Origin of the sequence: Lentilactobacillus senioris, assembly GCF_026798195.1 — a bacterium.
Taxonomy (GTDB): domain Bacteria; phylum Bacillota; class Bacilli; order Lactobacillales; family Lactobacillaceae; genus Lentilactobacillus; species Lentilactobacillus senioris_A.
On the sequence record NZ_JAPQEZ010000003.1, the window covers coordinates 177,039 to 201,555 of the forward strand.

28 protein-coding genes and 1 other annotated feature are annotated in these 24,517 nt (G+C 38.8%); of the genes, 2 read left to right on the forward strand and 26 right to left on the reverse strand.

Translation table 11 applies throughout. From position 1 onward, the window contains the following. Positions 1-66: 66 nt before the first annotated feature. Both OXT66_RS04905 and OXT66_RS04910 read right to left on the reverse strand, forming a co-directional pair. On the reverse strand, positions 67-1,755 hold the full coding sequence (locus tag OXT66_RS04905; RefSeq protein ID WP_268596257.1) for a DAK2 domain-containing protein: 1,689 nt from the start codon (positions 1,753-1,755) through the stop codon (positions 67-69). A 31-nt stretch (positions 1,756-1,786) separates the two neighbouring features. Further along, positions 1,787-2,149, reverse strand: a complete 363-nt coding sequence (locus OXT66_RS04910) for an Asp23/Gls24 family envelope stress response protein (protein WP_056978361.1) — start codon at positions 2,147-2,149, stop codon at positions 1,787-1,789. A gap of 219 nt (positions 2,150-2,368) precedes the next feature. Between OXT66_RS04910 and rpmB the strand changes: the two genes are divergently transcribed. Next, positions 2,369-2,554, forward strand: coding sequence for a 50S ribosomal protein L28 (gene rpmB / locus OXT66_RS04915; protein WP_035179685.1), 186 nt, complete (start codon positions 2,369-2,371; stop codon positions 2,552-2,554). Between the two features lie 89 nt (positions 2,555-2,643). Here the strand turns inward: rpmB and OXT66_RS04920 are convergent, their stop codons facing one another. From OXT66_RS04920 to gmk, 11 genes are all read right to left on the reverse strand, one after another. Then, positions 2,644-3,300, reverse strand: coding sequence for a thiamine diphosphokinase (locus OXT66_RS04920; protein ID WP_268596262.1), 657 nt, complete (start codon positions 3,298-3,300; stop codon positions 2,644-2,646). Between the two features lies 1 nt (position 3,301). After that, on the reverse strand, positions 3,302-3,955 hold the full coding sequence (rpe, locus tag OXT66_RS04925; protein WP_268596264.1) for a ribulose-phosphate 3-epimerase: 654 nt from the start codon (positions 3,953-3,955) through the stop codon (positions 3,302-3,304). Positions 3,956-3,966: 11 nt separating this feature from the next. Continuing rightward, complete coding sequence (gene rsgA / locus OXT66_RS04930) at positions 3,967-4,860, reverse strand: ribosome small subunit-dependent GTPase A (RefSeq protein ID WP_268596265.1); 894 nt, start codon at positions 4,858-4,860, stop codon at positions 3,967-3,969. A gap of 74 nt (positions 4,861-4,934) precedes the next feature. Then, the gene (pknB, locus tag OXT66_RS04935; protein WP_268596492.1) at positions 4,935-7,073 is read right to left on the reverse strand and encodes a Stk1 family PASTA domain-containing Ser/Thr kinase; all 2,139 of its coding nucleotides are present in this window, start codon (positions 7,071-7,073) and stop codon (positions 4,935-4,937) included. Continuing rightward, positions 7,066-7,815 carry a Stp1/IreP family PP2C-type Ser/Thr phosphatase gene (locus OXT66_RS04940; protein ID WP_268596267.1) on the reverse strand — a complete coding sequence of 250 codons (750 nt, stop codon included), beginning with the start codon at positions 7,813-7,815 and terminating at the stop codon, positions 7,066-7,068. The genes pknB and OXT66_RS04940 overlap by 8 nt, the downstream gene beginning before the upstream one ends. A gap of 15 nt (positions 7,816-7,830) precedes the next feature. Next, positions 7,831-9,177: a 16S rRNA (cytosine(967)-C(5))-methyltransferase RsmB gene (gene rsmB / locus OXT66_RS04945; protein ID WP_268596270.1), complete on the reverse strand. Its 1,347-nt coding sequence runs from the start codon at positions 9,175-9,177 to the stop codon at positions 7,831-7,833. Next, the gene (gene fmt, locus OXT66_RS04950; RefSeq protein ID WP_268596272.1) at positions 9,170-10,120 is read right to left on the reverse strand and encodes a methionyl-tRNA formyltransferase; all 951 of its coding nucleotides are present in this window, start codon (positions 10,118-10,120) and stop codon (positions 9,170-9,172) included. Before fmt ends, rsmB begins: the two co-directional genes overlap by 8 nt. A 23-nt stretch (positions 10,121-10,143) precedes the next feature. Beyond that, positions 10,144-12,543: a primosomal protein N' gene (priA, locus tag OXT66_RS04955; RefSeq protein WP_268596274.1), complete on the reverse strand. Its 2,400-nt coding sequence runs from the start codon at positions 12,541-12,543 to the stop codon at positions 10,144-10,146. A 5-nt stretch (positions 12,544-12,548) separates the two neighbouring features. Continuing rightward, on the reverse strand, positions 12,549-13,763 hold the full coding sequence (gene coaBC / locus OXT66_RS04960) for a bifunctional phosphopantothenoylcysteine decarboxylase/phosphopantothenate--cysteine ligase CoaBC (RefSeq protein ID WP_268596277.1): 1,215 nt from the start codon (positions 13,761-13,763) through the stop codon (positions 12,549-12,551). Positions 13,764-13,857: 94 nt separating this feature from the next. Next, positions 13,858-14,076 (reverse strand): DNA-directed RNA polymerase subunit omega, encoded by a 219-nt coding sequence (gene rpoZ, locus OXT66_RS04965; protein WP_054669783.1) that lies wholly within the window; start codon positions 14,074-14,076, stop codon positions 13,858-13,860. Positions 14,077-14,078: 2 nt separating this feature from the next. Then, entirely contained in the window at positions 14,079-14,693 is a 615-nt protein-coding gene (gmk, locus tag OXT66_RS04970; RefSeq protein ID WP_056978370.1) for a guanylate kinase, read from the reverse strand. Between the two features lie 163 nt (positions 14,694-14,856). Here gmk and OXT66_RS04975 point away from each other — a divergent pair, with 163 nt between their 5' ends. Beyond that, a complete protein-coding gene (locus tag OXT66_RS04975) occupies positions 14,857-15,165 on the forward strand; it encodes a hypothetical protein (RefSeq protein ID WP_268596279.1) in 309 nt (102 codons plus the stop codon). A 42-nt stretch (positions 15,166-15,207) separates the two neighbouring features. Here OXT66_RS04975 and recN read toward each other — a convergent pair whose 3' ends face one another. The 13 genes from recN to rplU all read right to left on the reverse strand — a co-directional run bounded on the left by recN (position 15,208) and on the right by rplU (position 24,175). After that, positions 15,208-16,914 carry a DNA repair protein RecN gene (gene recN, locus OXT66_RS04980; RefSeq protein ID WP_268596281.1) on the reverse strand — a complete coding sequence of 569 codons (1,707 nt, stop codon included), beginning with the start codon at positions 16,912-16,914 and terminating at the stop codon, positions 15,208-15,210. A gap of 18 nt (positions 16,915-16,932) precedes the next feature. Further along, positions 16,933-17,391, reverse strand: coding sequence for an arginine repressor (locus OXT66_RS04985; RefSeq protein ID WP_268596283.1), 459 nt, complete (start codon positions 17,389-17,391; stop codon positions 16,933-16,935). Between the two features lie 13 nt (positions 17,392-17,404). Next, entirely contained in the window at positions 17,405-18,223 is an 819-nt protein-coding gene (locus OXT66_RS04990; RefSeq protein ID WP_268596285.1) for a TlyA family RNA methyltransferase, read from the reverse strand. 3 nt (positions 18,224-18,226) lie between these two features. Beyond that, positions 18,227-19,111, reverse strand: coding sequence for a polyprenyl synthetase family protein (locus OXT66_RS04995; RefSeq protein ID WP_268596493.1), 885 nt, complete (start codon positions 19,109-19,111; stop codon positions 18,227-18,229). Then, positions 19,104-19,349: an exodeoxyribonuclease VII small subunit gene (locus OXT66_RS05000; protein ID WP_268596286.1), complete on the reverse strand. Its 246-nt coding sequence runs from the start codon at positions 19,347-19,349 to the stop codon at positions 19,104-19,106. The genes OXT66_RS04995 and OXT66_RS05000 overlap by 8 nt, the downstream gene beginning before the upstream one ends. After that, a complete protein-coding gene (gene xseA / locus OXT66_RS05005; RefSeq protein ID WP_268596287.1) occupies positions 19,339-20,697 on the reverse strand; it encodes an exodeoxyribonuclease VII large subunit in 1,359 nt (452 codons plus the stop codon). The genes OXT66_RS05000 and xseA overlap by 11 nt, the downstream gene beginning before the upstream one ends. Further along, positions 20,687-21,550 (reverse strand): bifunctional 5,10-methylenetetrahydrofolate dehydrogenase/5,10-methenyltetrahydrofolate cyclohydrolase, encoded by an 864-nt coding sequence (locus tag OXT66_RS05010; protein WP_268596289.1) that lies wholly within the window; start codon positions 21,548-21,550, stop codon positions 20,687-20,689. Before OXT66_RS05010 ends, xseA begins: the two co-directional genes overlap by 11 nt. A gap of 87 nt (positions 21,551-21,637) precedes the next feature. Beyond that, positions 21,638-22,051 carry a transcription antitermination factor NusB gene (nusB, locus tag OXT66_RS05015; RefSeq protein ID WP_268596291.1) on the reverse strand — a complete coding sequence of 138 codons (414 nt, stop codon included), beginning with the start codon at positions 22,049-22,051 and terminating at the stop codon, positions 21,638-21,640. Between the two features lie 2 nt (positions 22,052-22,053). Beyond that, positions 22,054-22,491 carry an Asp23/Gls24 family envelope stress response protein gene (locus tag OXT66_RS05020; protein ID WP_268596292.1) on the reverse strand — a complete coding sequence of 146 codons (438 nt, stop codon included), beginning with the start codon at positions 22,489-22,491 and terminating at the stop codon, positions 22,054-22,056. A gap of 29 nt (positions 22,492-22,520) precedes the next feature. Then, positions 22,521-23,081, reverse strand: a complete 561-nt coding sequence (gene efp / locus OXT66_RS05025; RefSeq protein ID WP_268596295.1) for an elongation factor P — start codon at positions 23,079-23,081, stop codon at positions 22,521-22,523. Between the two features lie 113 nt (positions 23,082-23,194). Next, positions 23,195-23,491, reverse strand: coding sequence for a 50S ribosomal protein L27 (gene rpmA / locus OXT66_RS05030; RefSeq protein ID WP_268596297.1), 297 nt, complete (start codon positions 23,489-23,491; stop codon positions 23,195-23,197). Between the two features lie 24 nt (positions 23,492-23,515). Further along, positions 23,516-23,851, reverse strand: coding sequence for a ribosomal-processing cysteine protease Prp (locus OXT66_RS05035; RefSeq protein WP_268596299.1), 336 nt, complete (start codon positions 23,849-23,851; stop codon positions 23,516-23,518). Positions 23,852-23,866: 15 nt separating this feature from the next. Beyond that, a complete protein-coding gene (gene rplU, locus OXT66_RS05040; protein WP_054669815.1) occupies positions 23,867-24,175 on the reverse strand; it encodes a 50S ribosomal protein L21 in 309 nt (102 codons plus the stop codon). A gap of 14 nt (positions 24,176-24,189) precedes the next feature. Beyond that, positions 24,190-24,264, reverse strand: a sequence feature (ribosomal protein L21 leader region). Positions 24,265-24,517 lie beyond the last annotated feature (253 nt).

Consider the following 24,517-nt stretch of genomic DNA (forward strand, 5'->3'; position numbering starts at 1 on the left):
TTTCCTTCTAATAGCATAAGGGACCGGTAACAATAACGTTTCCGGCCCTTTAGGGAATCAATAATTTTATTCTACTGAGATTAAGAATGGATAAACTGGTTGATCACCTTCGTGAACTTCCACTTCTAATTCATCGTCTAACTCAAGAATACCATCGGCAACTTCTTGAGCAACGGTTTCATTCGTGTCCGCTCCCCAGATAACGGTAATAGCTTCACTATCTTCATCCAGCATGTCCTTTACCATTTCGGTAGCAGTTTGGACTAATTCATCGCCAACCACCTTAATGTCGCCATCTACGATTCCCATTAATTGGCCTTGCTTAATTTCTAAACCATTTAGGCTGGTATCTCTAATGGCGGTGGTTACTTGACCTGATTTAACAGTGTCTAGGTTAGCTTCCATCATTTGTTGGTTGTCTTCAAGGCTAGCTTCTGGATTATATCCTAATAAAGCGGTAATTCCTTGAGAAACGGTTTTACTGTGTACAATTTTTGCAGGAACATCGGCAACTTCAGCTGCTTGCTCTGCGGCTAAGAAAATATTTTTGTTATTTGGCAAAACGATAACATTCTTAGCATTAGATGCATTAATCATATTAACAATATCTTCAGTACTAGGATTCATAGTTTGACCCCCACTTAGGACCTCACTAACTCCCATACTTTCAAATAACTTAGTTAATCCAGCTCCACTAGCAATTGAAATTACTGCGGTTTCTTTAGGCTGCTGATTAGCAACTTGCGCACTTTGTTCTGCATCTTCGTCTTGTTCGATAATAGTTTCTTGTTGTAAACGCATGTTATCTACTTTAACTTTGGCCAAATCACCAAATTCTTGGCCCCAAGCAATAACTTTGCCAGGATGTTCGGTATGCACATGAACTTTAACAATTTCTTCGTCGTTAACAACTAGTAAGGAATCACCTAACCCAGCTAGATAATCATAAAAGGTTTGATAATCAAAATCTTGGTCTACTTGCTTACCTTTACCGATTCTAACCATGATTTCAGTACAATAGCCGTAAACAATGTCGTCTGGATCTAGTTTACTTTGCACGCTTTGGTGATGAGTTGCATCAATCATTTCAGTCATTTCAGCGTCATTTGGTTGATGAGGATCTTCACTTTCAACTGATCGACCATTTAAAATATCGTCAAAAGCTTCTAAAACGAAAGTTAGCCCTTGCCCACCGGAATCAACAACTCCAACTTGCTTCAAAACTGGAAGTAAATCAGGTGTCTTGGCTAAGGCAGATTTAGCATTTGTATAAATTGCATCCATCACAGCCGTAATATCGTCGGTAGTAGCCGCAGTCTCTTTCCCTGCTTGAGCAGCCAATCTCACAACTGTTAAAATAGTTCCTTCAGTGGGCTTCATAACGGATTTATAGGCTGTTTCGGTAGCTGAAACAAAGGCATCTGCTAAATCTTGAGCTCCTAATGTTTCTTTTCCATTAGTTGATTTAGAAAAGCCCCGGAAAATTTGAGATAAAATAACCCCAGAATTACCACGAGCCCCCATTAATAAGCCTTTAGCTAAAGCATTAGCTAAAGCACCAACGTTATTACTTACTTCTTGATTGACGTACTTTTCACCACTAGCTAGTGATAAAGACATGTTAGTTCCTGTATCTCCATCAGGCACCGGAAACACATTCAATGAATTAATAAATTCCGCATTTTTAGTTAGTTTGCTAGCTGCGGCTTGCACCATCGCAGTAAACTCGGTATTGGAAATTTTGGTCACTTTCAAAAACTTAATCCTCCTTGGTCAATATTAAATATTAGTCTGCGAGTACTTGAACTCCTTGAACAATCACATTGACCGAATTTGCAGTAACCCCAAGCATACTTTCGAGGTTGTACTTAACTTTTGATTGAACGTTTTTTGAGACTTCAGAAATTTTAGTTCCGTAACTAACGATAATATAAACATCAATAGAAATGCCATTATCATTTTGGGTAACTACTACCCCACGTGAATAATTTTCACGCTTTAAAATATCATTAACGTTATCACGTAATTGGTTTCTACTTGCCATTCCAACAACGCCATAATTATCAGTAGCAGCTCCGCCGACTACCGTTGAAATAACGTCATTATCAATATCAACCGTTCCAAATTGGGTTTTGATTTTTACGGCCATAAGACATAGCCTCCTTGAAATTAACAATTTTATAAATTACATCAATTTATAATACCACAAGTAATGTTAAAACTAAACTTAAAGCCGATTATGAATGCTGTCAAGTATAATTACTTGAAAGAAAACTATTGCAATGGCGCCTAACATATGATAAATTAATCAAGTGGAATAAAGCAACGCTTTAAATATATACCGATAAAGAAAGGGGATTTGTTACCCATGGCTAAAGATTTTATCAATGGCAAACGGACTCATTTTGGTAACAAACGTTCACACGCCTTGAACTCAAGTCGTCGTAGCTGGAAGCCAAACTTGCAAAAAGTACGCATCCTTGTGGACGGTAAGCCTAAAAAAGTTTGGGTTTCTGCTCGAACTCTTAAATCTGGAAAAGTTACCCGGGTTTAGTTAAACTTTTAGATCAACTCTGTTGTTGGTCTTTTTATTTGAATTAATTAAAAACTCCTCACAACTACAAATGGTTGTGAGGAGTTTTTTTATTGCCAATCTTTACTTTGAATTACACAAACTAAACCACTATCAAAACTAAAATGGCCAGTTTCACCTACAAATTCATTGCTAGCAAATGAAATCGGCCGATTAGCCGTGAAATTAGTTAGCCGGTACTTTTCATCATTTAGGGTCAAATTAGTAACTGGTGTTAGCGGTACGAAGGCTAAATACTTTTTATCCACTTCCTTAGTAATCTGATAATTACCAGGCAAGTAAAAACTAATTGTATTTTGGCGATCAATCATTCTAATTTTCGTAGCATTTTTCCGAAATCTAGGTTCTAACACCAACCACAAATTAGCTAGAAAATGGTCGATACGGCCACCTGTAGCTCCGTAAATATCAATTTGATCCGCTTGAAACTCATTTAAAGCAACTAATAACCCTAATTGCGTATCGGTATCGTCTTTTTCAGGAATCGATTGCCGAATATCAGTGACATGCTCTTTAACCACTGCTAATTCTTCAGTAGACATAGAGTCAAAATCACCAATCGCTACCAACGGGTCAATTCCTAATTTTATTAAACGGAGATTACCTCGATCTATTCCGATCCAGTCACCTTGAATTCTATTATCCAAAAGACTTTGTGGCCATAATTCTTGCGGTCCACCGACTAATAAATTTAGTTTAGTTGTCATTTTACTTAGTAGCTTCCTTAATTGCGTTAACCTTACTTGCTGGATCAGCATCATCAAATACATATGAACCAGCTACGGCTACGGTTGCTCCTGCTTGATATGCAGCCACAACGGTTTCGTTATTTACCCCACCATCAATTTCAATATCAAAATCAAGGCCTTGATCCTTCTTGATTTGATCTAATTCTGCAATTTTTTTGATGGTTTCTGGTAGGAATTTTTGGCCCCCAAAACCAGGGTTAACGGTCATGACTAATACTTGATCTACCATGTAAAGAACGGGTTTAATCATTTCTACAGGAGTACCCGGATTAATTACTACTTCGGCCTTAGCCCCGGCATTTTTAATCATTTGAAGTGCCCGGTGAATATGTGGAGTAGCTTCAACATGAACCCCAACTAAATCAGCACCAGCATTCACAAAGTCTTCTACATAACGTTCTGGGTTTTGAACCATCAAATGAACGTCTAAAATCATGTTGGTAATTGGTCGAATAGCTTTAACCCAACCAGCCCCGTAAGAGATAGAAGGTACAAATTGACCGTCCATAACGTCAATATGCAAGTATTCAGCCCCTGCATTATCGACTACTTCGATATCTTTTTGTAAATTAACATAATCTGCACTTAAAATTGATGGCGCTACTTTGATCATAATTAAATTCCTCACTTTTTATTATAAATTGGTTTACGATTTTTAATATCCGTATATAGTTGCAAGTAGTTTTCATAACGACTGTGCATTATGATCCCTTCTTCAACCTCTTTTTTCACTTCACAATCCGGTTCATTAACGTGCACACAGCCCCGAAAGCGACAATATTTAGAAGCGCGTTTAAATTCAGGAAAATACTGAGCTAACTCATTAGCCTGAAGCTCAAACGGATCATACGATGAAAACCCGGGAGTATCCGCAATTAGTCCATCACCGATTTTTAGTAAACTAACCTTTCTAGTAGTATGTTTACCTCGATTCAAGGCCTGTGAAATTTCACCAGTCGCTAATTTTAACTCCGGAGCAATGTGGTTTAAAAGGGTTGATTTACCGGCCCCGGTTTGCCCCATAATTACCGTTTCATTGCCATCTAAGGTCTGCTGAACTTCAGTTAAAGAAGCTTCATCAAACGATGTTTCCGGTAAAATCACCTGATAATCTACTTTACGGTAGCCTTCAGCTAATTGTTGAAAGTATGCCAACTGATTAGCGGGCAATAAATCTGTCTTGGTGAAATAAATTACCGGTTTAATTCTGCTAATCTCTAGAGCAATTAATTGCCGATCCAATAAATTACTAGAAAAACTAGGCTGAACTACAGCAGTAGCCACAATAGCTTGATCAATATTAGCTATTGGTGGTCTGGTCAATTCATTTTTACGTGGCAGGATTTTCAAGATATAGCCCTGATCATTGTCATCTAATTGAAATTCTACTTCGTCGCCAACTAGCGGGGTCACCTTTTTATTTCTAAAGTTACCCCGCGCCCTAGTACGATAAAGTTCACCGTCAGAAATGACATCATAAAACCCACTTAATGATTGTTGAATCTTTCCCTGTTTCAATAATTCACCTCCCAAAAAAATGCTTCTCCACTATTATAAGCGAAAAAGCATTTCTTTAGGTAATAAATCTTTAATTAATTGGAATTAGAGGTAACATTATTATCTCGCAAAATAACTTTACCGTCTCGAACTACTTTATATTTTCCCACTTCATTATCTGCTAATTTAAATGGCAAAATGACGTTGGTATCTTTGGTAATTACCATCTGTTTGTAAACACTAGCAAATGAATGGTCATGGTCTTTCAAGTAAATTAACACAATATTTTCTGCAGGATTGGTCTTCGAATTATTATCGGATTGATCATTTTCGCTAACACTAGAACTACTATCCATACTACTTTGCACATCATCAATGCTATCAGTGCTAGATGAAGACGCAGCTAAGTTGGTGTTAGATTCATTATGACTGTACGCTGTATTCGTCATTTTATTTTGATCGGTAGTAGTTGAACTATCAGCAAACGGAATTTTAATTCGAATATTAAAGCTAGAAATAGCCGCTTGGGTTTTTTGTTTTCCACGAGATAAATAAACCATTATGCTACTACCCTGCTGAACGGTTTGGCCAGCTCCGGGGCTTTGCTTGACGACCTTACCCTTAGCTTGGATATTAGAATAAACATAATCAAATACCGGATTAATGCCATTATCATTCATATAATTAATAACTTGTTCCTTAGTCATGCCGGTGAGATCGTCTAGTGTAACCTGTTTAATGCCGGTAGACACTATAAAAGTTAATACTTTATTGTTAGGATCAAAGCTTTGTCCCGGTTTAAAATCTTGCTGCAAAATTTTACCAGACTTAAAAGTTGCCGATGAAGTGTTTCTTCGCTTAACTGTAAAGCCTCGGTTTCTTAGTTGAGCCGCCACCGTTTTATAATTTTGTCCAACATAATTCTCTAATTTAATTAATTTAGGACCAGAGCTCACTATTAAATTAACTTTAGCTTTTTTCTTAACAGACCGGCCAGCCTGGGGATTAGTTTTAATTACGTTGTTTTTTTCGACCTCATCACTAGCCTCGTAATTAACCTTACCAACAGCTAAATCACTTTGAGTTAACCGCTTAATGGCCGTTTGGCGAGTTAAATTGGTCAGATTAGGAACACTAGTTTTACTACCTAAACGAGCTAATAAAATTAGCGTCATTCCCAATAACGCTATTATGGTGGTCACTACCACCCACAACCATTTATGCTTCTTTTTTCCTTTGTTCTTTTTATTAGTTTTTGGTTGGTTAACCGATTTGTCAGCAACCTGTGAATTTGATGTTTCATTGGCTTTCGTAGCTGCTTCAACTAATTCTGGACGCATAGGAGCAAATGGCATCACTTTGGTCTTCCCGTCGTCATCCAATTCTGGAATGAATTTAGGTTCATTAGCCCTGGATTGATCTAACGATGTCCGTAAATCATCAGCCATTTGGGCCACGGTGTCATATCTGTGCTGAGGATCTTTAGTGGTAGCCTTTAAAACCACATTTTCTAAAGCCTGAGGAATTCGGGGGTCAAAATCTCGCACTGCTGGGATTGGCGTTTGAGAATGTTTAATGGCAATCGAAACGGCGGTCTCTCCGTTAAATGGTACTTTGCCGGTTAACATTTCATACAAAATAATTCCCAAAGAATAAATATCTGATTGCTGATTAGCTACCTGCCCTTTAATTTGTTCTGGCGAAAGATAGTGAATGGAACCCACGATTGACCTAGTCTGAGTCATCGTATTTTCTGATTCCGCCTTCGAAATACCAAAATCAGTAATTTTAGCGTAACCGTTTTTATCAATTAATACGTTTTGGGGTTTTAAGTCTCGATGAATAATATTATGCCGATGAGCTTCATGAACTGCCGAAAGAATCTGCTCCATGATATCAATTACTTGGGCATACGGAATTGGGAAATGATTTTTAATGTAGTACTTCAAATCTTCTCCATCAATGTACTCCATAGCAATATATTGCATACCATCCATCTCATCAACGTCATAAATTCCCACAATATGTGGATTATCTAACGCCGTGGCAGCCATGGCCTCATGTCGAAATCGTTCTTGGGCCTTTTTATCATCCCTAAAGTCTAGGCGTAATACTTTAACCGCTACTAACCGATCCAAAATCAAATCTTTCGCTAAGTAAACGTCCGCCATTCCACCTTCACCTAAGCGATCAATAATTTGATAACGGCCATTTAAAACGAAACCTTTACGCATCATCAATCACCCCGGTATCGTCTAGGATTAAAAGCACTGTAATATTGTCGGCTCCTCCATTCTGATTAGCTTCTTGAATTAGGAGTTCGCATTTTTCCTTTAAAGTAGTTTGACTATTTAAAATAGTTTTGATTTTATCAGGAGTAACCATATTAGTTAGCCCATCTGTACATAACAACAATTGATCTCCTGAAGTAGTTTGGTATCGATGGTAATCTGCCTTGGCTTCCGTATTAATACCTAGGCTTTTGGTAATAATGTTTTTATATGGGTTATGTTCTGCTTCAGCCGGAGTTAAATCACCGTTTTTAACTAACTCGTTAACGTATGAATGATCCTCAGTCAGCTGAGCTAACTCATTAGCATGCAATACGTATCCCCGACTGTCTCCAATATTAGCAATTACCACCTGTTCATCAGAAATTAACGCCGCCACTAAAGTAGTTCCCATACCTTCTAAATCTGGATCTTCAGCAGCATAATCCAAAATTTTTTGATTGGCAATTACTAACTCTGAGCTCAACCATGTCTTTGCTGCAGACAAGTCGGTCGCCGTACTCATTTTAAATTGAGTTCCCAAATAAGTGACTGTCATTTTAGAAGCTACTTCACCGGCGCGATTACCACCAATGCCATCCGCTATAATTGCCAAACTAATATCCTGAGAATTTTTAAACGCTCCGACCGCGTCTTCATTTTTCTCTCGGACCATCCCTTTGGAAGATTGATACGCAATTTGCATACTAAATTCACTCCATCACTGTTTGATTAACGTACAAACGTAAAAACCATCTGACAAATAGTCATCTGGATAAATTCGTAGATCTGGTTGATTTCGATCTGCTTTTAAATCTAAATCCGTATGGGTATATTGTACTTCAAATTCGGGATGGTTCATAACAAATTGGTCAATCACGTTTTTATTTTCCTGGTTAACAATAGTACAAGTACTATAAGTTAATTGGCCACCTACTTTTAACTTAGGGGCTACTGCATTTAAAATGGCCAGTTGAGTTTGACTTAATTTTTCAATATCTCCTGGTGTTTTTTGATATCTAATCTCTGGTTTTCTCCGCATTAACCCAAACCCGGAACAAGGAGCGTCTACTAGAATTTCATCAAACAGTTCATCTTTAAATACATCACCGACGTTTCTGGCATCTAACGCTTGAGCTACTATTTGCTCATTAACGTGCAGTCGCTTAGCATTTTGATTAATTTGCTTCATTTTGTTTTTGTGAATATCTAAAGCAACTACTTGTCCCTTTTCAGCTGCACTTAATCTTGTAGCGATTTGGGTAGTCTTGCCACCAGGAGCCGCACACGCATCCAAAATCAAGTCACTAGCTTCAATTGGCATTGATTCTGCTGGTAACATTGCACTTTCATCTTGAACCGTTAACTTACCATCAATAAAGAAATCAGATTGAGTAATTGGGATTTCACTATGTTCAATGACAATTCCCTCACTAGCCACTTCACTAGCCTTAGCGTCATAACCGGCCTCATTTAGCCCGTTGAGTAATTCATCCCGACTAATTACGGCTAAATTAGCTCTAACCGATTGCTTAGGTGGCTGGTTTAATGACATTAAAATAGAGGTGGCTTTGTCTTTTCCTAATTGATCAATTAGAAGTTCCACAATCCATTGCGGCACACTACTAGTAACAGCTAGCCGTTCAACCAAATCTTCAATTTGATTGGGGTCAGCTAACTTTTTACGATCCATAGCATGTAATACTCCAGTTACCATTCGTCTAATCCCATCGTGTCCCATCTTTTTAGCTACTTTAATAGTTTCATCAAAAATAGCACGTTTAGGAATACGATCTAAATACTCCATTTGATACATTGCCGTATATAGTAGTTGAACTACCCACTCATCGACTTGAGCTGGATTTTTTAAAAATGGAGCTAGTTGGTACTCAAACGTCATTTGGTGCTGTAACACTCCGTAAACGATAGATGTATACAGTCTTCTATCGGCTGAACTTAATTCAGCTTGCTTTAAGTCTGTATCTACCTGTAAATTGGAGTAAGCTCCCTGCTTAGTCCGCGTTAAAGTTGAAACGGCTAATTGTCGGGGATTTGTTATTTTATTCATTAAAAATCACCTGTTGTTCCTCTTTTAAATTTTGACCGCTACCATTTAGATAAGCGGTGATATCTTGTTTAGGCTTACCCGCTGGTTGGATAACTTCTAATTGAAGTACAGAGTGTTCCCCCGCTGCCACCCACAATTGATGCTTAGTTTTCTTAACAATTTGACCGGGCTGTAAGTCCGTAGTTTCTGTTAAGGGAGTAGTTTGCCAAATCTTGGTCCGTTGACCATTAAAGTTAACGTAAGCTCCTGGAGCAGGTCTCAGCCCCCTTACCTTGGCATCTACCAAGCGTGCTGGCTGAGTAAAGTCCAATTTTTCTTGATCTGGCTGAATGTTAGGAGAAAAGACTACTTGATCTTCTTCTTGGGGGATGGAAACAACACTACCATCAATCACCTTAGGCAAGGTAGTCAATAGTAAGTCTCGACCAATAATGCTAAGCTTATCAAACATCGTTGCCACGTCGTCATCTGGTCCAATCGCAATAGCCTGCTGTGCTAAGATATCGCCAGCATCCATTTTCTTTTCCATGTACATAATGGTAATACCCGTTTCAGTATCCCCATTCATAATAGCGTACTGTACAGGTGCTCCACCGCGGTACTTAGGTAATAATGAACCATGCACGTTTACCGCCGCAATCTTGGCTGCTGCTAGTAGCTTGCTAGGTAAAAATTGGCCAAAGGCAGCCGTCACAATTAGATCTGGTTGCATAGCGATTAATTGCTCTAATTCTTCACTACCACTTAACTTTTCTGGTTGCAAGACTGGTAAGTTCAATTCAGTAGCTAACTGCTTTACTGGTGAAGGGGTAATTTTATGTTTACGGCCCACTGGTCGATCAGGTTGCGTTACCACGGCTAAAATATCATAGTGGTTATCCACTAATCCTTGAAGAACTGGGACGGAAAATTTAGGGGTTCCCATAAAAATTACAGAGGTCATTTTAATTCCTTCTTTCAAATTAATTACATAAAGTCCATTGGTTCATTATCAATACCAATTTGGATTCCTGATTTGGCCCTTTGTTGAGCTTGATTTAATAATTCAGTTAAAGTTGTAGATAATGTCGGTTCTTGACGGTATTTAATGATTATTTGGTAATAATAGCGTCTATTAATCCGTTTTATTACCTTCGGAGTGGGTCCTAAAATCACCGCATTAGGCGCCAAACGCTGTTGTAGTTGATTTAATACGGCAAACGACTGTGCTATCACTTGCTTTTCGTTTTCAGCACTAATAGTGATCTTAACGGTAAAATAATATGGCGGGTACTTTCCTGCATGTCGGACTTTCATTTCCGTACGGTAAAACTCTTCGTAATTTTGTGTTTGAGCCAATAAAATAGCGTAATGATCAGGATTAAAGGTCTGAATGATCACCTGACCAGCTTTGTCGGCTCGACCCGCTCGACCCGCTACCTGAGTAAGTAATTCAAAGGTTCGTTCACTAGAGCGAAAGTCTGGAAATTCCAAACCCGTATCCGCATTTAATACCCCTACTAGGGTGACATTCGGAAAGTCCAGTCCCTTAGCAATCATTTGGGTACCCACTAAAATATCAGCTTGTTGTTCACTAAACTGTTTAATAATCCGTTCGTGAGCCCCCTTTTTTCTAGTGGTGTCCACATCCATTCGTAAAACTCGCGCAGTCGGAAACAACCGGTTGACCGTTTCTTCTAGTTTCTGACTACCCATTCCTAATTGACGCAACTTAGTACTACCACATTGATCACATTTATGGGGCATTGGTCTGGTAAACCCACAATAATGACATTGTAGCTGCCCTAGATCTTTATGGTACGTTAACGAAATATCACAGTTAGGGCATTTAGGAACAAAGCCACAATTGCGACACAAGACAAACGAAGAGTAGCCCCGGCGATTTAACATTAAAATGATCTGTTCATGCCGTTGTAATTTGGTTTTAATTGCCGATAATAAGGAGGCTGAGAGGTCACTATCTGATCCACCAGCAATTTCTTGCTTCATGTCCACAATCTCGACTTCTGGTAATGCTTGATCATTAATACGATGGGCTAATACTAGGCGTTGATAAACACCTTTACCCGCTCTAGCCCTAGTCTCTAATGACGGTGTTGCACTTCCTAATACCACCGGGCAATTATGATAAGCACCGCGCCATTTAGCTACATCCCTAGTTTGATATCGCGGATTTTCTTCTTGTTTATAACTACTATCGTGTTCTTCATCCATAATGATGACTCCGATATTAGCAAGCGGGGCAAAAACGGCAGATCGTACCCCTACCACTACTTTGGCAGAGCCAGATTCAATTCGCCGCCATTCATCAAACCGTTCACCTACCGACATAGAAGAATGCATCATTGCAACTTGCTCACCAAACCGACTTCGAATCCGTCCCACAATTTGAGGAGTTAACGTAATTTCAGGTACCAATAACATTGCAGTTTCCCCCTGTTGTAAAGCGTTCGCAATTACCTGTAAATAAACCTCGGTCTTCCCTGAACCAGTCACTCCTTCTAGTAAAAAGGTCTGATTTTCATCTTGGTTAATACTACTATTAATTGTCTGCACGGCATTTGCCTGTTCGAGGTTTAACGTTAATGGTTCAGATTTAGTCACTGCCGAAGTAAACGGATTACGGTTTTTAGTTACTTGAACTTTAGTTAACCAACCTTTTTCTTCAGCTAATTTAATAGCACTGCCCGTAATTTTTTGCTTAGCAGCTTCAGTTTGTAGAATTGGAGATGCACTTTGCTTTAATAATTCTAACAAGCGCCACTGCGCCTTAGCATTATTGGGGAGTTTGTCTTGAATTTCAGTTAGCTTTACTTCCGACTTAGCCGCCTTAATCGCAGTTTGGGTCAATTGGTGGGCATGATTACTCAGACTATAGTGTTCTGATACTAGTCCTTGTTGAAGTAACCTACTGATTCGCTTTAATTGGGACTTGTCCAATGCTTTAGCTACGTACTCTATTTGAGATTGACCGTGAAAAATATCATTATTGTCGGTCAATACAGTTTCATCAGCAACCGTCAAAAATTTCTTGGCCTTAGTCCGCATCCCGCCTGGAATAATAGTTTGTAAACAACTAATTAAAAATGAATACGTATCTGCTGCCATCCATTGAGCTAATTGCAATAATTCCTCATTTAAAATTGGTTGCAAGTCTACCGGTGCGATGATATTTTTTAATTTTCCTGAGAAGGTTTGATTATCGGTTAGCTCAACCACAAAGCCCACCACCTGACGGCGACCAAAAGGCACTAACACGCGCATGCCCACCTGAATAATATCTAATAATTGGTCGGAGATCCCATAGCTGTACGGCGTATTAGTCTGGGCTGTAGGAACATCAACAATAACTTGTGCAATTGGCAAGGTGCTTATTTCTCCTTTAAAATATCGGTTGCGATAATATCAACTATTTCCGCCGCCACTTTAGCCTTAGATTCAACTGGCGTTTGACGTTGACGACCATCAGGCCACATAAACGTCACCTGATTATCATCAGAGTTAAAGCCAATTTGACTTTGACTTACGTCATTAGCCACCATCAAATCCAAGTGTTTAGCGGTTAATTTTTTTTGAGCATTTTGCTTTAAATCATTAGTTTCCGCTGCAAATCCCACTAAAAATTGATCAGCTCTTTTCTTAGCGCCCATAGTAGCCACAATATCAGGATTTTCCACTAATTCCAAGGTCATACCGGGATGCTCTTTATCTTTTTTAATTTTATGGTCAGCAGAAGTAGCCGGGCGAAAATCTGACACCGCTGCCGCCATCACTAATCCATCAGCGGTAGCAAACTGTTCATTAACCGCCTTATACATATCATTAGTCGACGTCACAGAAATAACGTTAATTCCATTAGGAGGCGTTACTTTCATACTACCCGCTATCAAAGTTACTTCAGCTCCCGCCTTTTGAGCAGCAGTAGCCACCGCCACCCCCATCTTTCCTGATGAATCATTAGTTAAATACCGAACCGGATCAATTCGTTCTCTAGTACCACCAGCAGTGACAACAATCTTTTTACCTGCTAATAGCTGAGGCGTTGATTCTACTTGTTCTTGGACCCAGTTTAAAATGGCAGCTGGTTCTGGCATTCTGCCTTTACCTTCGTAGCCTTCCGCTAAAAAGCCGGTGGCCGGGGGCATGATGGACATCCCAAAGGACGTCAATTTAGTTAAGTTATCAGCAGTAGCTGGATTAGCCAGCATGTGATTATTCATCGTAGGAACTACAAAAATGGGACTAGTAGTTGCTAACAATGCTGAGGTAACAATATTATCTGCAATTCCATTAGCCATTTTAGCAATCGTATTAGCAGTTGCTGGTGCTATAATTGCCACATCCGTTTGATCCGCCAAAAAGATGTGATTAACTCTATCTGCGTGAGGCGTTTCAAATTCATCTACGTATACATGGTTTTTACTAACCGTCATAAACGTCAATGGCGTCACAAACTCAGTTGCGGACTTGGTCATCACCACAGTAACATTGTTGTTTTGCTTAACCAATAATCGCGTTAATTCTAAAGACTTATAAACAGCAATACTACCAGTTACGTAGAGGGTTACATTTTTATTTTTTAACATTTCCTCACCCCTAAATTAATTTTCTGTACTTATTGTACCAAAATTATTCTAGAAAAAAATAAACCGAGAATTATTCAATTCTCGGTTTACTCGACTAATCAAAGTCTTGTTCGGTTGGATCAATTTTTAAGACTCCGGCTTCAATTTCTTCAAGCGCCTTACCAACTGATTTATCAGACTTATAATCCGATTTTGGTAACAATAATTTAGCCCCAGCATCAATTTCATGAGCCCGTTTGCTGGCTAACATGATTAATGAATAGCGAGAGTCAATTTTATCTAGTAATTTATCAACTGATGGGTAAAGTAGCATAATTATTCGTCTCCTAACATTGATTCATATTCGGGCATTACCCGATTAACTTTTAAGCGTTCACTTTTAATAATTGTTTTAATTCTTTCCACTGCTTGTTCAACTTGGTCGTTAAGTACAGCGTAATCGTAATTTCGCATCATTTGAATTTCAGACGCGGCTTTTTTGATTCGCTTATTAATAACTTCAATATCATCAGTACCACGACTAATTAAACGGTGTTTTAATTCCATTAAATCAGGGGGAGTTAGAAATACGAAAATACCATCTGGACAGTTAGCCCGAACTTGCATGGCACCGTTAACCTCGATTTCCAAAAAAACATCTTTGCCTGAGTCTAAAGTTTCATTTACATATTTGATTGGTGTTCCATAATAGTTGTCAACATATTTGGCGTATTCCAACATTTCACCATTTTTAATGTTTTCTTCAAATTCCTCTTTGCTAACAAACAAATAATCTACTCCATCGACTTCACCGTCACGTGGTTGCCTGGTAGTCATCGAAATAGAGTATTTGAAGTCAACATCTGGTTCTTGAAAAAGCGCCTTACGAACGGTCCCTTTACCTACGCCAGATGGGCCTGACAATACAATTAGCATTCCTCGTTTGGTCATTGAACTAACCCCTTCAATAATTGTTAATATTATTCTATTATCACCTTTTTTGCTTACAATAACAACTACATTTCGCAAATTTAGTAATTTGGCGAAAAAAGGTTGCATTTTCGAACAGCCGTTCGTATAATAAAAACACAAACAAATGTTCGGGGTGACGATTATGCAAAACAAATCCAATAACAGTTTATATTCTTTTACACGTGGCGCGCGGCAAAAATATCACCAACTTTTTGCCCCGACATTTACTCGATTAAATTTAAAACAAATGCCTAGTTTTCAATTACGGTTATTTTTAAAACAAGCCACTAACCAACGTTTACTGATTCAAATGGATTTTAATTCTGGCGGTGAATCGGTAATTGGTAACGTAAGTCAACTTAATAATGAGTGTTATCTTATTACCACTCAAAATCAACGTTTCACTAGAATTGCCCAATTAACTGATATCAAAGCAGTTCAACGAATTTAAACTTAATAATAGTGAATGGTCCGTCAATAATTGACGGACCATTTATTTTGCAGTAGCAATGATCTCGTGTTTTTCTCTCACTGCTAAATCAATCAATTCGTTGGCGTGTTCTTCTGTCAACTTCGTAATTTCGGTTCCGGCAAACATCCGTGCAATTTCTTCTACTCGTTGTGCCTCGTTTAATTCTAAAACGCTGGTTTGAGTTCGTTCATTCACCGTTTGCTTGCTAATAAAATAGTGATGATCACTCATGGCGGCTACTTGAGGTAAATGCGTAATGCATAGTACTTGTGATTTAGTAGAAATAGTAAAAATTTTATTACCAATCGCTTGAGCCACTCTACCAGAAACTCCGGTATCCACCTCATCAAAAATAATAGAAGTTACCCCCGCAGCCTTAGCAAACATCGTTTTTAATGCCAGCATAATTCGCGAAAGTTCTCCGCCAGACGCACTTTTAATTAATGGCAGCACTGCTTCACCAGGATTGGTTTGGATGTAAAACTCTACTTGATCACGACCTATTTCAGTCAATTCCTTGCTTGGGGTAATCCGCACTTCAAAAACAGCTTTTTCCATAAAGAGATCCATTAACTGGTGATGAACAGCCTTTTCTAACGACTTAGCAGCCTTTAATCTTAGAGAAGTTAACTTAGTGGCCAATTGCTCTAACTCAGTAGTTAGTTGTTGCCGCTGCTGCTCTAACGCATCTCCGTCTCCCTGATCTCCCTGCATTTTAGTTAATTCTGATTTAATTTTAGTTTCATAATTTAGAATTTGTTCAATGTTATCACCATATTTACGTTTCAATTGAAAAATGGTATTTAATCGTTGTTCTACTTCTTCTAGTTCTTCTTGATCAAATTCTTGACTACTTAACTGTTCAGAAATTTCACTACTGGTATCTTGCAGACCATAGTAAGCACCGCTTATTGCTTCATATATTTTTTGAAAAGCCGGATCTAAATCACTGATGTCTTGTAAGGAGCTCATTGCCGTTCCAATGAAGTCTAACGGACTATTATCATCGTCACCATTAATATTCATAAAAGCGGAAGCCAAAGCATCATGGATTTTTTGAAAATTATTTAATCGATCGCGAGTAGCTATTAATTCCTCTTCTTCTCCAACGACCAAATTAGCCCTGCTAATTTCATCATACTGAAATTGAAGCATGTCTACTCGTTGAGCCCATTCTTTTTCATTTTGAGCTTTTTCTTTAATTAACTTAGTCAAATCTCGGTATTTAGCAAACTTTTCTTGATAAGTCACCAATACTTTTTTTAATTGGATTCCTGCCACCTCATCTAATAAATGAATATGTTTATCCGGATTCATCAATTCTTGTTGGTCATTTTGTCCCTGGATGTCAACTATGGTGCTCCCTATTTTTTTCAGGGTTCCCAGATTAACTAAAATACCGTTAATTCTAGCACTAGTTCTTCCCGTTGCAAAAATTTCCCGTTCAATGATGATAGTACCATCATCGTATTCAATACCGTAATCATCTAGTAATTGATAAGTAGGACTGTCCTCAGGAAAAGCAAATCTTCCTTGAATAATGGCTTTTTTAGCTCCACTCCGGACAAGATCATGGGACGCCCGGCTACCAGCTAACAGACTCACCGCATCAATAATGATGGACTTACCAGCTCCAGTTTCACCAGTCAAGACGGTCATCCCTTCTTGAAATTGAATATCTAGGTGCTCAATAATGGCAAAATCCTTAATCGCTAGTTCTAATAACATAGGCGCTCCTTTCTGAAATTAATTAAATTGAAGCATTTGGTTAATTTTAGTTTCTAGCTGTTCACGTGCTGTTTCAGCAGTACAGATAACCAAGACCGAAGAATCATCTCCCAGTGTACCAAATACTTCTGGAAAGGCCATCTGTTCTAATAAGTTAGCCACTACCGGACCACTTCCTGGAATTACTTTAATAAAAATGAAATTATCCTGAGTCCGCATAGAAACAAACGAATCACTAATGGTTTGTTGCAGTTTGCGAGAAGCATTCAGAGTTTTTTGCGGTGGCATGCTATAACGATAGCCACCATTTTGAGCAGGGACCTTTAATAATTGCATCTCACTCATATCCCTAGATACAGTTGCCTGAGTGACGTCTACACCCTTTTCTTTTAGTAAGTTCACGAAGTCTTCTTGCTTTTTAATTTCATGATCAGCTAGTAACTGCCGAATAATATTTTGGCGCTCTTGCTTTTTCAACGCCTTCACCTCACTATTCTTTATTTTTTAATTCGTTATAAGCCGCATCAATTACTGCATCGATAGAAACCGTTGAATCAATTTCTGGTTGTTGAGTTGCCTTTAAATGAACCAAAAATTCAATGTTACCACTACCGCCTTTAATTGGAGAAAAATCTAAGTTTAAAACGGAGAATCCGTTATTTACCGCAAAGGATAGGATTTTATCAATTACGGCTTCATGAACCGCACGATCCCTAACAATTCCGTGTTTACCAACATTAGCTTTACCGGCTTCAAACTGTGGTTTAATTAAAGCCACCACGCTGCCATCTTCTTTAATGATTTTGCGTAATGGTGGCAAAATCAATTCCAATGAAATAAACGAAACATCAATAGAAGCAAATTCCGGTTGACCCTCGGTAAAATCCGCTAATTCAGAATACCGAAAATTAGTATGTTCCATAACTACTACTCGAGGATCTTGGCGCAACTTCCATACTAATTGATTGCTACCCACGTCTAAAGCATAACTGAGTTTAGCCCCATTTTGTAACATTACATCAGTAAAGCCCCCCGTGGAGGAACCAATATCTAAGACTACTTTGTCAGCAACACTAATTTGGAAAGCATCTAATGCTTTAGCTAATTTAAAGCCACCGCGACTAACGTAGGGCATTGGTTCGCCCTTAATGTGTAATTCAGTATCTACCGGAATTTTAACTCCCGGCTTATCTAATCGCTCTTCGTTATCACCCAGAACCTCTCCAGCCATAACGGCACGCTTAGCTTTCTCTCTGGTATCAAATAACCCCTGTTCTACTAGTAATACGTCTACTCTTTGTTTTTCCATTAATTAATTTTCCTCATTTAACTTAAAATACGAAAAAAATGACTCTAATAAAGTTGTATTTAGTCCGGTTTGTTCTTCAGCTAATTGCAATGCCTGCCGACCTTCTTCAATAGTAGTTGCTAGTTTTTGATAAGCTCCATCTAGCCCCAATAAATTAGGATAAGTATTTTTATTGCCGTCTTGTGCCACCGGCTTCCCCAGGTCCGCTTCATTGCTAGTAACGTCTAAGATATCGTCGTAAATTTGAAAAGCTAACCCAAAACTATCAGCAAACTGCAGCCAATTAGTGTAATCCGTTGCATCAGCCATAATTAACCCACTTAATACGGCATAGTGAATTAAGTCCCCAGTTTTTCGTTTATGCAGTTGCATTAATTGGTCAAGGGTTAGTTGGTTGGCCTCGTTAGCAACGTCATCTACTTGTCCTGCTACCATTCCGTTAGGCCCAGCAGCTTGAGCAATTCCGGCTACTAATTGGACTTGCTGTTGTGTAGATAGTTGATTAGTCGTCAGCCATTCAAAGGCTAGAGTTAACAAGGCATCTCCCGCCAAAATAGCAATATCTTCCCCAAATTTAACGTGATTAGTGGGCTTTCCCCGCCGCAAATCATCGTTATCCATTGCTGGCAGGTCATCATGGATTAAAGAATAAGTATGTACTAATTCCAATGCCGTCGCTGCTTTTAGTCGATCTTCAGTTATTGAGACGTTAAAAGTTGTTAACGTCGCTAGCGTTAATAGTGGCCGCAGTCGTTTACCGCCTGCCGCTACGGAATAAGTCATCGCTTCGTTTAACAATGGTTGTTGGATTTGTTGTTTTAATTGACTAGTTAAATATTCATTGATTTTTGTCACCCACTGGGTTTCAAATTCATTCAACTTATTCATTGCCATTATCACTTTCGTTAGAAGTTTCAAAGTCAGTTTCATTACCATTTTGATCGATCATTTTAGTCATGGTTTCTTCAGCCTGGCTTAATGTTTTTTGCAATTCATTAGTTAGGGTGATTCCTTTTTTAAATTGATCCATAGCTGCTTCTAAAGGAGTGTTACCTTGTTCTAATTGTCTAACAATTTCTTCTAATTGTTGCATTTTTGCTTCAAAAGTTAATTCACTATCTGCCATTATTTCCTCCATCTGGTTGTTGTACCTCTATCGCTTTAGCAATTACTTGTCCATCATTAAATTTAATGGTTAATTTTTCTTCATTAGTTACTTCACTGACACTATTAATAATTTTTCCTTGGTCGTTGGTAGTTACTGTAAATCCACGACTCATTATTTTCAATGGGCTTAGATGATCTAAAGACTCAACCAACAACTGCAAATGCTGCTGTTGTTCACTTAAATCATTGCGGGTGTTTTGTTGCAATTGCAAAGCTAAAATCTTTAATCGTTGTTGAGCAGCCTTGATTTGATTTACTGGAGTCGTCAATTTCAAATTAGTATTAGCAGATACTAAACGTTGCTGCTTATTTTGAATGGTTTGCCTAGTAGCACTAGTTAATCGTTGGACTAACAAGTCAATTTGTTGACTATAATTCTCGTAAATTCGTTGGGGATTTCTCATTACTGGTGACTCTAATAGTCGCGTCAGTTTAAGTTGCTGTTGCTTTAAAATACTCGAAATTCCATTTACCAGTCGCACTGCATCCGTTGAAAGAGTGGCCTTCACCTGATCTAGTCTAGGAACTGCTAATTCAGCGGCAGCCGTTGGTGTAGCTGCTCGTCTATCAGCCACTAAATCAGCAATTGTGGTATCCGTTTCGTGGCCCACTGACGAAATTACTGGGATGGTGCTATTAAAAATAGCCCTAGCAACCACTTCTTCATTAAACGGCCATAAATCTTCGATCGAACCCCCACCACGACCAATAATTAAAGTATCAAATCCACCAAGTTCATTAACCTGGTTAATCCGACTAGCAATATCGGCAGCGGCTTGACTACCTTGAACCAAGGCCGGAAATAATACAATTTGAGCAATCGGAAATCTGCGTTTTACAGTAGTAATAATATCACGAATTACCGCCCCACTTGGAGAAGTAACCACAGCAATTTTTTTAGGAAAAACTGGTAGCTCTTTTTTAGGAGCACTAAACAGACCTTCTTGATCTAATTTTTGTTTTAACTGTTCTAAGGCCTGGTAAAGTTGCCCCACTCCATCTGGTTCCATCCGTTCTACATAAATTTGATAGCTACCAGATGGTTCGTACAACGAAATATGTCCCATTACTAGGACCTTCATGCCTTCTTCTGGCCTAAATTTAACTTTATTAAACGCTGACTTAAACATGATTGCATTAATTTTAGCATGATCATCTTTTAAACTGAAATACTGATGGGCGTTGGGACGTAATCTAAAATTCGAAATTTCACCGGTTAAGTAGATTTTGCCTAAATACGGATCATAATCAAATTTCCGTTTTAAATATTGGGTTAGTGCGGTCACTGATAAATAATCATTCATCATTTGTTGCCCCCCATTCCGTTAAGTCCACGGTTTGTTGCATCAAAGTAGCAATCGTCATTGGTCCTACTCCACCTGGAACTGGGGTAATGGCAGCCGCCTTTTGCCTAACCGTTTCAAAATCAACATCACCCACCAAATGGCCGTTTTCGTCCAAATTTTGCCCTACATCTACTATGACAGCACCTGATTTTATCGCCTCAGAATCTAATAATCGTAAGACTCCAGTTGCTGAAATAACGATATCAGCATCTTGAGTATATTCAGTTATATCATTCGTATAACGATGTAAGATACTAACAGAAGCGCCTGCATTAACTAATAAAGCAGCCATTGGCTTACCCACTATGGCACTTCTACCAATTACCACCGCTTTTTTCCCACGCAATGAAATATTGTACTGCTGTAGTAATGTCATAATACCCTTAGGAGTGCATGCCACTGGATAATTACCAGAGTGATTTAAGTAAAGTTTACCAACATTAGTAGTGGTAAAGCCATCAACATCCTTCTCTGGAGAAATCGATTGCATAATTTTTTGCTCATTCAACCGTGTAGGAAGCGGGTCTTGCACTAAAATTGCCTGAATTGTCTGATCGTGATTTAATTCGGCAATTAGGTTAAGTAACTGGTTTTCCGTAACAGTAGCCGGAACCGCCTTAATAATTGAGTTAACACCTAACTTCAAAGCCAGTTTATGTTTGTTTCTAACGTACCGCTGACTGGCCTGGTCTTCACCTACAATCACTACCGCTAACCCCGGAACAATTCCACGTTGCTTTAATTTTAAAATCCGGTTACGAGTTATTTCGTTTAGATCATTCGCTGTTTTTTTGCCATCCAATAAAATTGCCAAATTTTCACCTCATTTATCTCTTCTATTTTAGCGTAATTTGGTTCCACTTGGGGATACAAAAAAATAGATTTACAAAAAATTGCAAATCTACTTTTCAATATTCTCAAGTTCGTGTGACAAAACGCCGTTCACAAATTTCCGAGAACGATCATCACTAAATTTCTTAGTTAACTCTATGGCTTCGTTGACCGATACCTTAGCTGGGGTATCTGGTACAAAATGAATTTCATAAAGGGCTAATTCCAAAATAATTAAATCGGTTTTAGCTAAACGGCCTAGTGACCAGCCCGCTTTTAAGTGCTTAGAGATAATTGCATCGATTTCTGCTTTATTGTCGCTAACTCCCTGTACCAAAGTTGCTAGGTAATCAGGAAATTCATCACCATACCGACCGTCAGTCAATACCTGATAAAATTCTTCACGATCAGTATCCGGATTAGTGGCAGAAGCAAAAAGCGTTTGAAACGCAATTTCTCGAATTTGGTGTCTGTTAATATCCACTACTATTCCTCATTTTCTGAATTGGCAAACGGATCGTTAGGGTCAACCGTGTTGGTCGTTTCCTTTTCAGGAACCACTCCAGCAACGTGAACGTTGACCTGTTGGGCTTTCAAATTAGTCATAAACAATAATTGTTCTTTAACCTGATCTTGAATTTCTAAAGCAACCTTAGGAACAGAAACGCCGTAGTTCAGAAAAACTGAAATATCAACCGTTAATTGATCCCCGTCGTAACTAATTTTAACGCCCCGACTGTGCTCCTTACGCCGTCCAAATAACTCATTAACGCTTTTAGATAGTGAATTACTTTGCATACGATTAACGCCGTCAACTTCAACGGCCGCAATTCCAGCAATAATTTCCAACACTTCGGGAGTTATTTGAATTTCGCCCAAATTGGGATTATCAGATTGCAAAATGATATTAGTGTCTTCAGCCATAGTTAAGCCTCCGTTTTAGCAAATTTAGCCTAAGCTCGTGAAATGTAAGTTCCATCAGTAGTGTTAACCACTAATTTATCGCCTTGGTTGACGAAGAATGGAACTTGAAGGGTTAAGCCAGTAGTCATAGTAGCTGGTTTAGAACCACCTGAAGCAGTATCACCCTTGATACCTGGTTCAGTTTCTGCAACTTCTAAGGTAACAGTGTTAGGTAATTCTACCCCTAAGGTTTCTGAACCAAATTGGGTAACACTAACTTCCATGTTTTCTTGTAAGTAGTTTAGTTCATTCTTGATATTTTCACCAGGAATGGAAATTTGATCGTAAGTGTCCATGTCCATAAATACGTGATCAGTACCGTCTGCGTAAAGATATTGCATCTTACGAGTATCGATTTGGGCTTGTTCCATCTTAGCTCCGGCACGGAATGTCTTTTCTTGAACGGCACCAGTTCTTAAGTTCTTTAGTTTTGAACGAACGAAGGCGCCCCCTTTACCAGGCTTAACGTGTTGGAAACTAATAATCCGCCAAATTGCGCCATCTACTTCGATGGTTAAACCATTTTTAAAATCAGCAGTTGAAATTGCCATGATTGTTTTCCTCCTCAAATTTACAGTACATAACTGTATTATATAATATTTATTTGTTAAAATAGTAATTTTTGCTAAAAAAAGGGCCTGAAATAGGCCCTTTTTTGATTAAATTACTTAGTTGCAGCTTCAGCGACTGGGTATACAGACACTTGACGCTTGTCTCGGCCCATTCGTTCAAAACGAACAACACCATCAACAAGAGCAAATAAAGTATCATCGCCACCACGACTAACGTTTTTACCTGGGTAAATGTGAGTTCCCCGTTGACGGTAAAGGATTGAACCACTGGTTACAGTTGAACCATCAGCTGCCTTAGCGCCTAGACGACGACCAGCTGAGTTACGACCGTTGGCAGTAGAACCGCCCCCTTTATGGTGAGAGAAGAATTGCAAATTCATTTCAAGCATAGTATTACACCTCCAAAATAACTTTTAATTGATAACAGCTGTCTGGATGTACTGACCATATTGAGCAGTGACGTCTAACAGCCCTTTTTCAAACGTTTGTAAAATGGCCTGAGCCTGCAAACGTTGCTTTTCATCCGAAAGACTAGGAATGACAACGTGCATAAAGCCCCCATTTTCGTCATCCATGTCAACATCAACAGTTACATTAGCAACCGACGTTAACCCGTTAACAGTCGAAATTGTTAATACTGAAGCGGCAGCACAGACAATGTCTGAGCCATACTCAGCAAAATCTGCATGACCTGTCATTTCAAAATCAATAATTTGACCTTTTTCATGGGTAATTTTAGCCTTAATCATTCCATCACTTCCAAACTAAGCGTTGATAGAGTCGATAACCACTTTAGTATATGGTTGACGATGACCCTTCTTAGAACGAGAACCCTTCTTAGGCTTGTAACGGAAGATAGTAACCTTCTTTTCACGGCCTTGCTTTTCAACAGTTCCGTTTACAGAAGCACCATCAACTAACGGAGTTCCGATCTTGGCGTTGTCGCCACCGACCATAACAACTTGATCAAAAGTTACTTTGTCGCCTTCGTTTGCGTTCAACTTTTCAACGTAAATAGCGTCGCCTTCTGAAACTTTATATTGTTTACCACCAGTAATGATAATTGCGTACACGATGTGCACCTCCTTGTTTTGCTTAGACTCGCCGAAATAAAGCGACCTAACGGTACTTAATAGCTCAAATCGCGCGGTTGTAGCTGTGGAAGCCACAATTACAACAGTCCTGATTATATCTAAGAATGTCAGTCACGTCAACACCTAAGCAATAAAAAAACGACCGTTACCGGCCGTCTTTTTATTTTTTAGATGCTAGATGTTTGCTATTTTCCTTAATGGACGTTGAGTTATCGACATAAATCTGAATAAGGCCAGCAATAACTGAAACTGAAATAATAACAATTACGAATCCCACAACTTCCACCTCCACAAATCAAGCTCCTAGAATAATATAGGATA

Bases quoted from the DNA above. Each gene is read 5' to 3' on its own strand.
- OXT66_RS04910 (WP_056978361.1), bottom strand. From the start codon at position 2,149: ATGGCCGTAAAAATCAAAACCCAATTTGGAACGGTTGATATTGATAAT.
- rpmB (WP_035179685.1), top strand. From the start codon at position 2,369: ATGGCTAAAGATTTTATCAATGGCAAACGGACTCATTTTGGTAACAAA.
- OXT66_RS04920 (WP_268596262.1), bottom strand. From the start codon at position 3,300: ATGACAACTAAACTAAATTTATTAGTCGGTGGACCGCAAGAATTATGG.
- rpe (WP_268596264.1), bottom strand. From the start codon at position 3,955: ATGATCAAAGTAGCGCCATCAATTTTAAGTGCAGATTATGTTAATTTA.
- pknB (WP_268596492.1), bottom strand. From the start codon at position 7,073: ATGCGTAAAGGTTTCGTTTTAAATGGCCGTTATCAAATTATTGATCGC.
- OXT66_RS04940 (WP_268596267.1), bottom strand. From the start codon at position 7,815: ATGCAAATTGCGTATCAATCTTCCAAAGGGATGGTCCGAGAGAAAAAT.
- rsmB (WP_268596270.1), bottom strand. From the start codon at position 9,177: ATGAATAAAATAACAAATCCCCGACAATTAGCCGTTTCAACTTTAACG.
- fmt (WP_268596272.1), bottom strand. From the start codon at position 10,120: ATGACCTCTGTAATTTTTATGGGAACCCCTAAATTTTCCGTCCCAGTT.
- coaBC (WP_268596277.1), bottom strand. From the start codon at position 13,763: ATGTTAAAAAATAAAAATGTAACCCTCTACGTAACTGGTAGTATTGCT.
- rpoZ (WP_054669783.1), bottom strand. From the start codon at position 14,076: ATGCTACTTTACCCATCAGTTGATAAATTACTAGATAAAATTGACTCT.
- gmk (WP_056978370.1), bottom strand. From the start codon at position 14,693: ATGACCAAACGAGGAATGCTAATTGTATTGTCAGGCCCATCTGGCGTA.
- OXT66_RS04975 (WP_268596279.1), top strand. From the start codon at position 14,857: ATGCAAAACAAATCCAATAACAGTTTATATTCTTTTACACGTGGCGCG.
- recN (WP_268596281.1), bottom strand. From the start codon at position 16,914: ATGTTATTAGAACTAGCGATTAAGGATTTTGCCATTATTGAGCACCTA.
- OXT66_RS04990 (WP_268596285.1), bottom strand. From the start codon at position 18,223: ATGGAAAAACAAAGAGTAGACGTATTACTAGTAGAACAGGGGTTATTT.
- OXT66_RS04995 (WP_268596493.1), bottom strand. From the start codon at position 19,111: ATGAATAAGTTGAATGAATTTGAAACCCAGTGGGTGACAAAAATCAAT.
- OXT66_RS05000 (WP_268596286.1), bottom strand. From the start codon at position 19,349: ATGGCAGATAGTGAATTAACTTTTGAAGCAAAAATGCAACAATTAGAA.
- xseA (WP_268596287.1), bottom strand. From the start codon at position 20,697: ATGATGAATGATTATTTATCAGTGACCGCACTAACCCAATATTTAAAA.
- OXT66_RS05020 (WP_268596292.1), bottom strand. From the start codon at position 22,491: ATGGCTGAAGACACTAATATCATTTTGCAATCTGATAATCCCAATTTG.
- efp (WP_268596295.1), bottom strand. From the start codon at position 23,081: ATGGCAATTTCAACTGCTGATTTTAAAAATGGTTTAACCATCGAAGTA.
- rpmA (WP_268596297.1), bottom strand. From the start codon at position 23,491: ATGCTTGAAATGAATTTGCAATTCTTCTCTCACCATAAAGGGGGCGGT.
- OXT66_RS05035 (WP_268596299.1), bottom strand. From the start codon at position 23,851: ATGATTAAGGCTAAAATTACCCATGAAAAAGGTCAAATTATTGATTTT.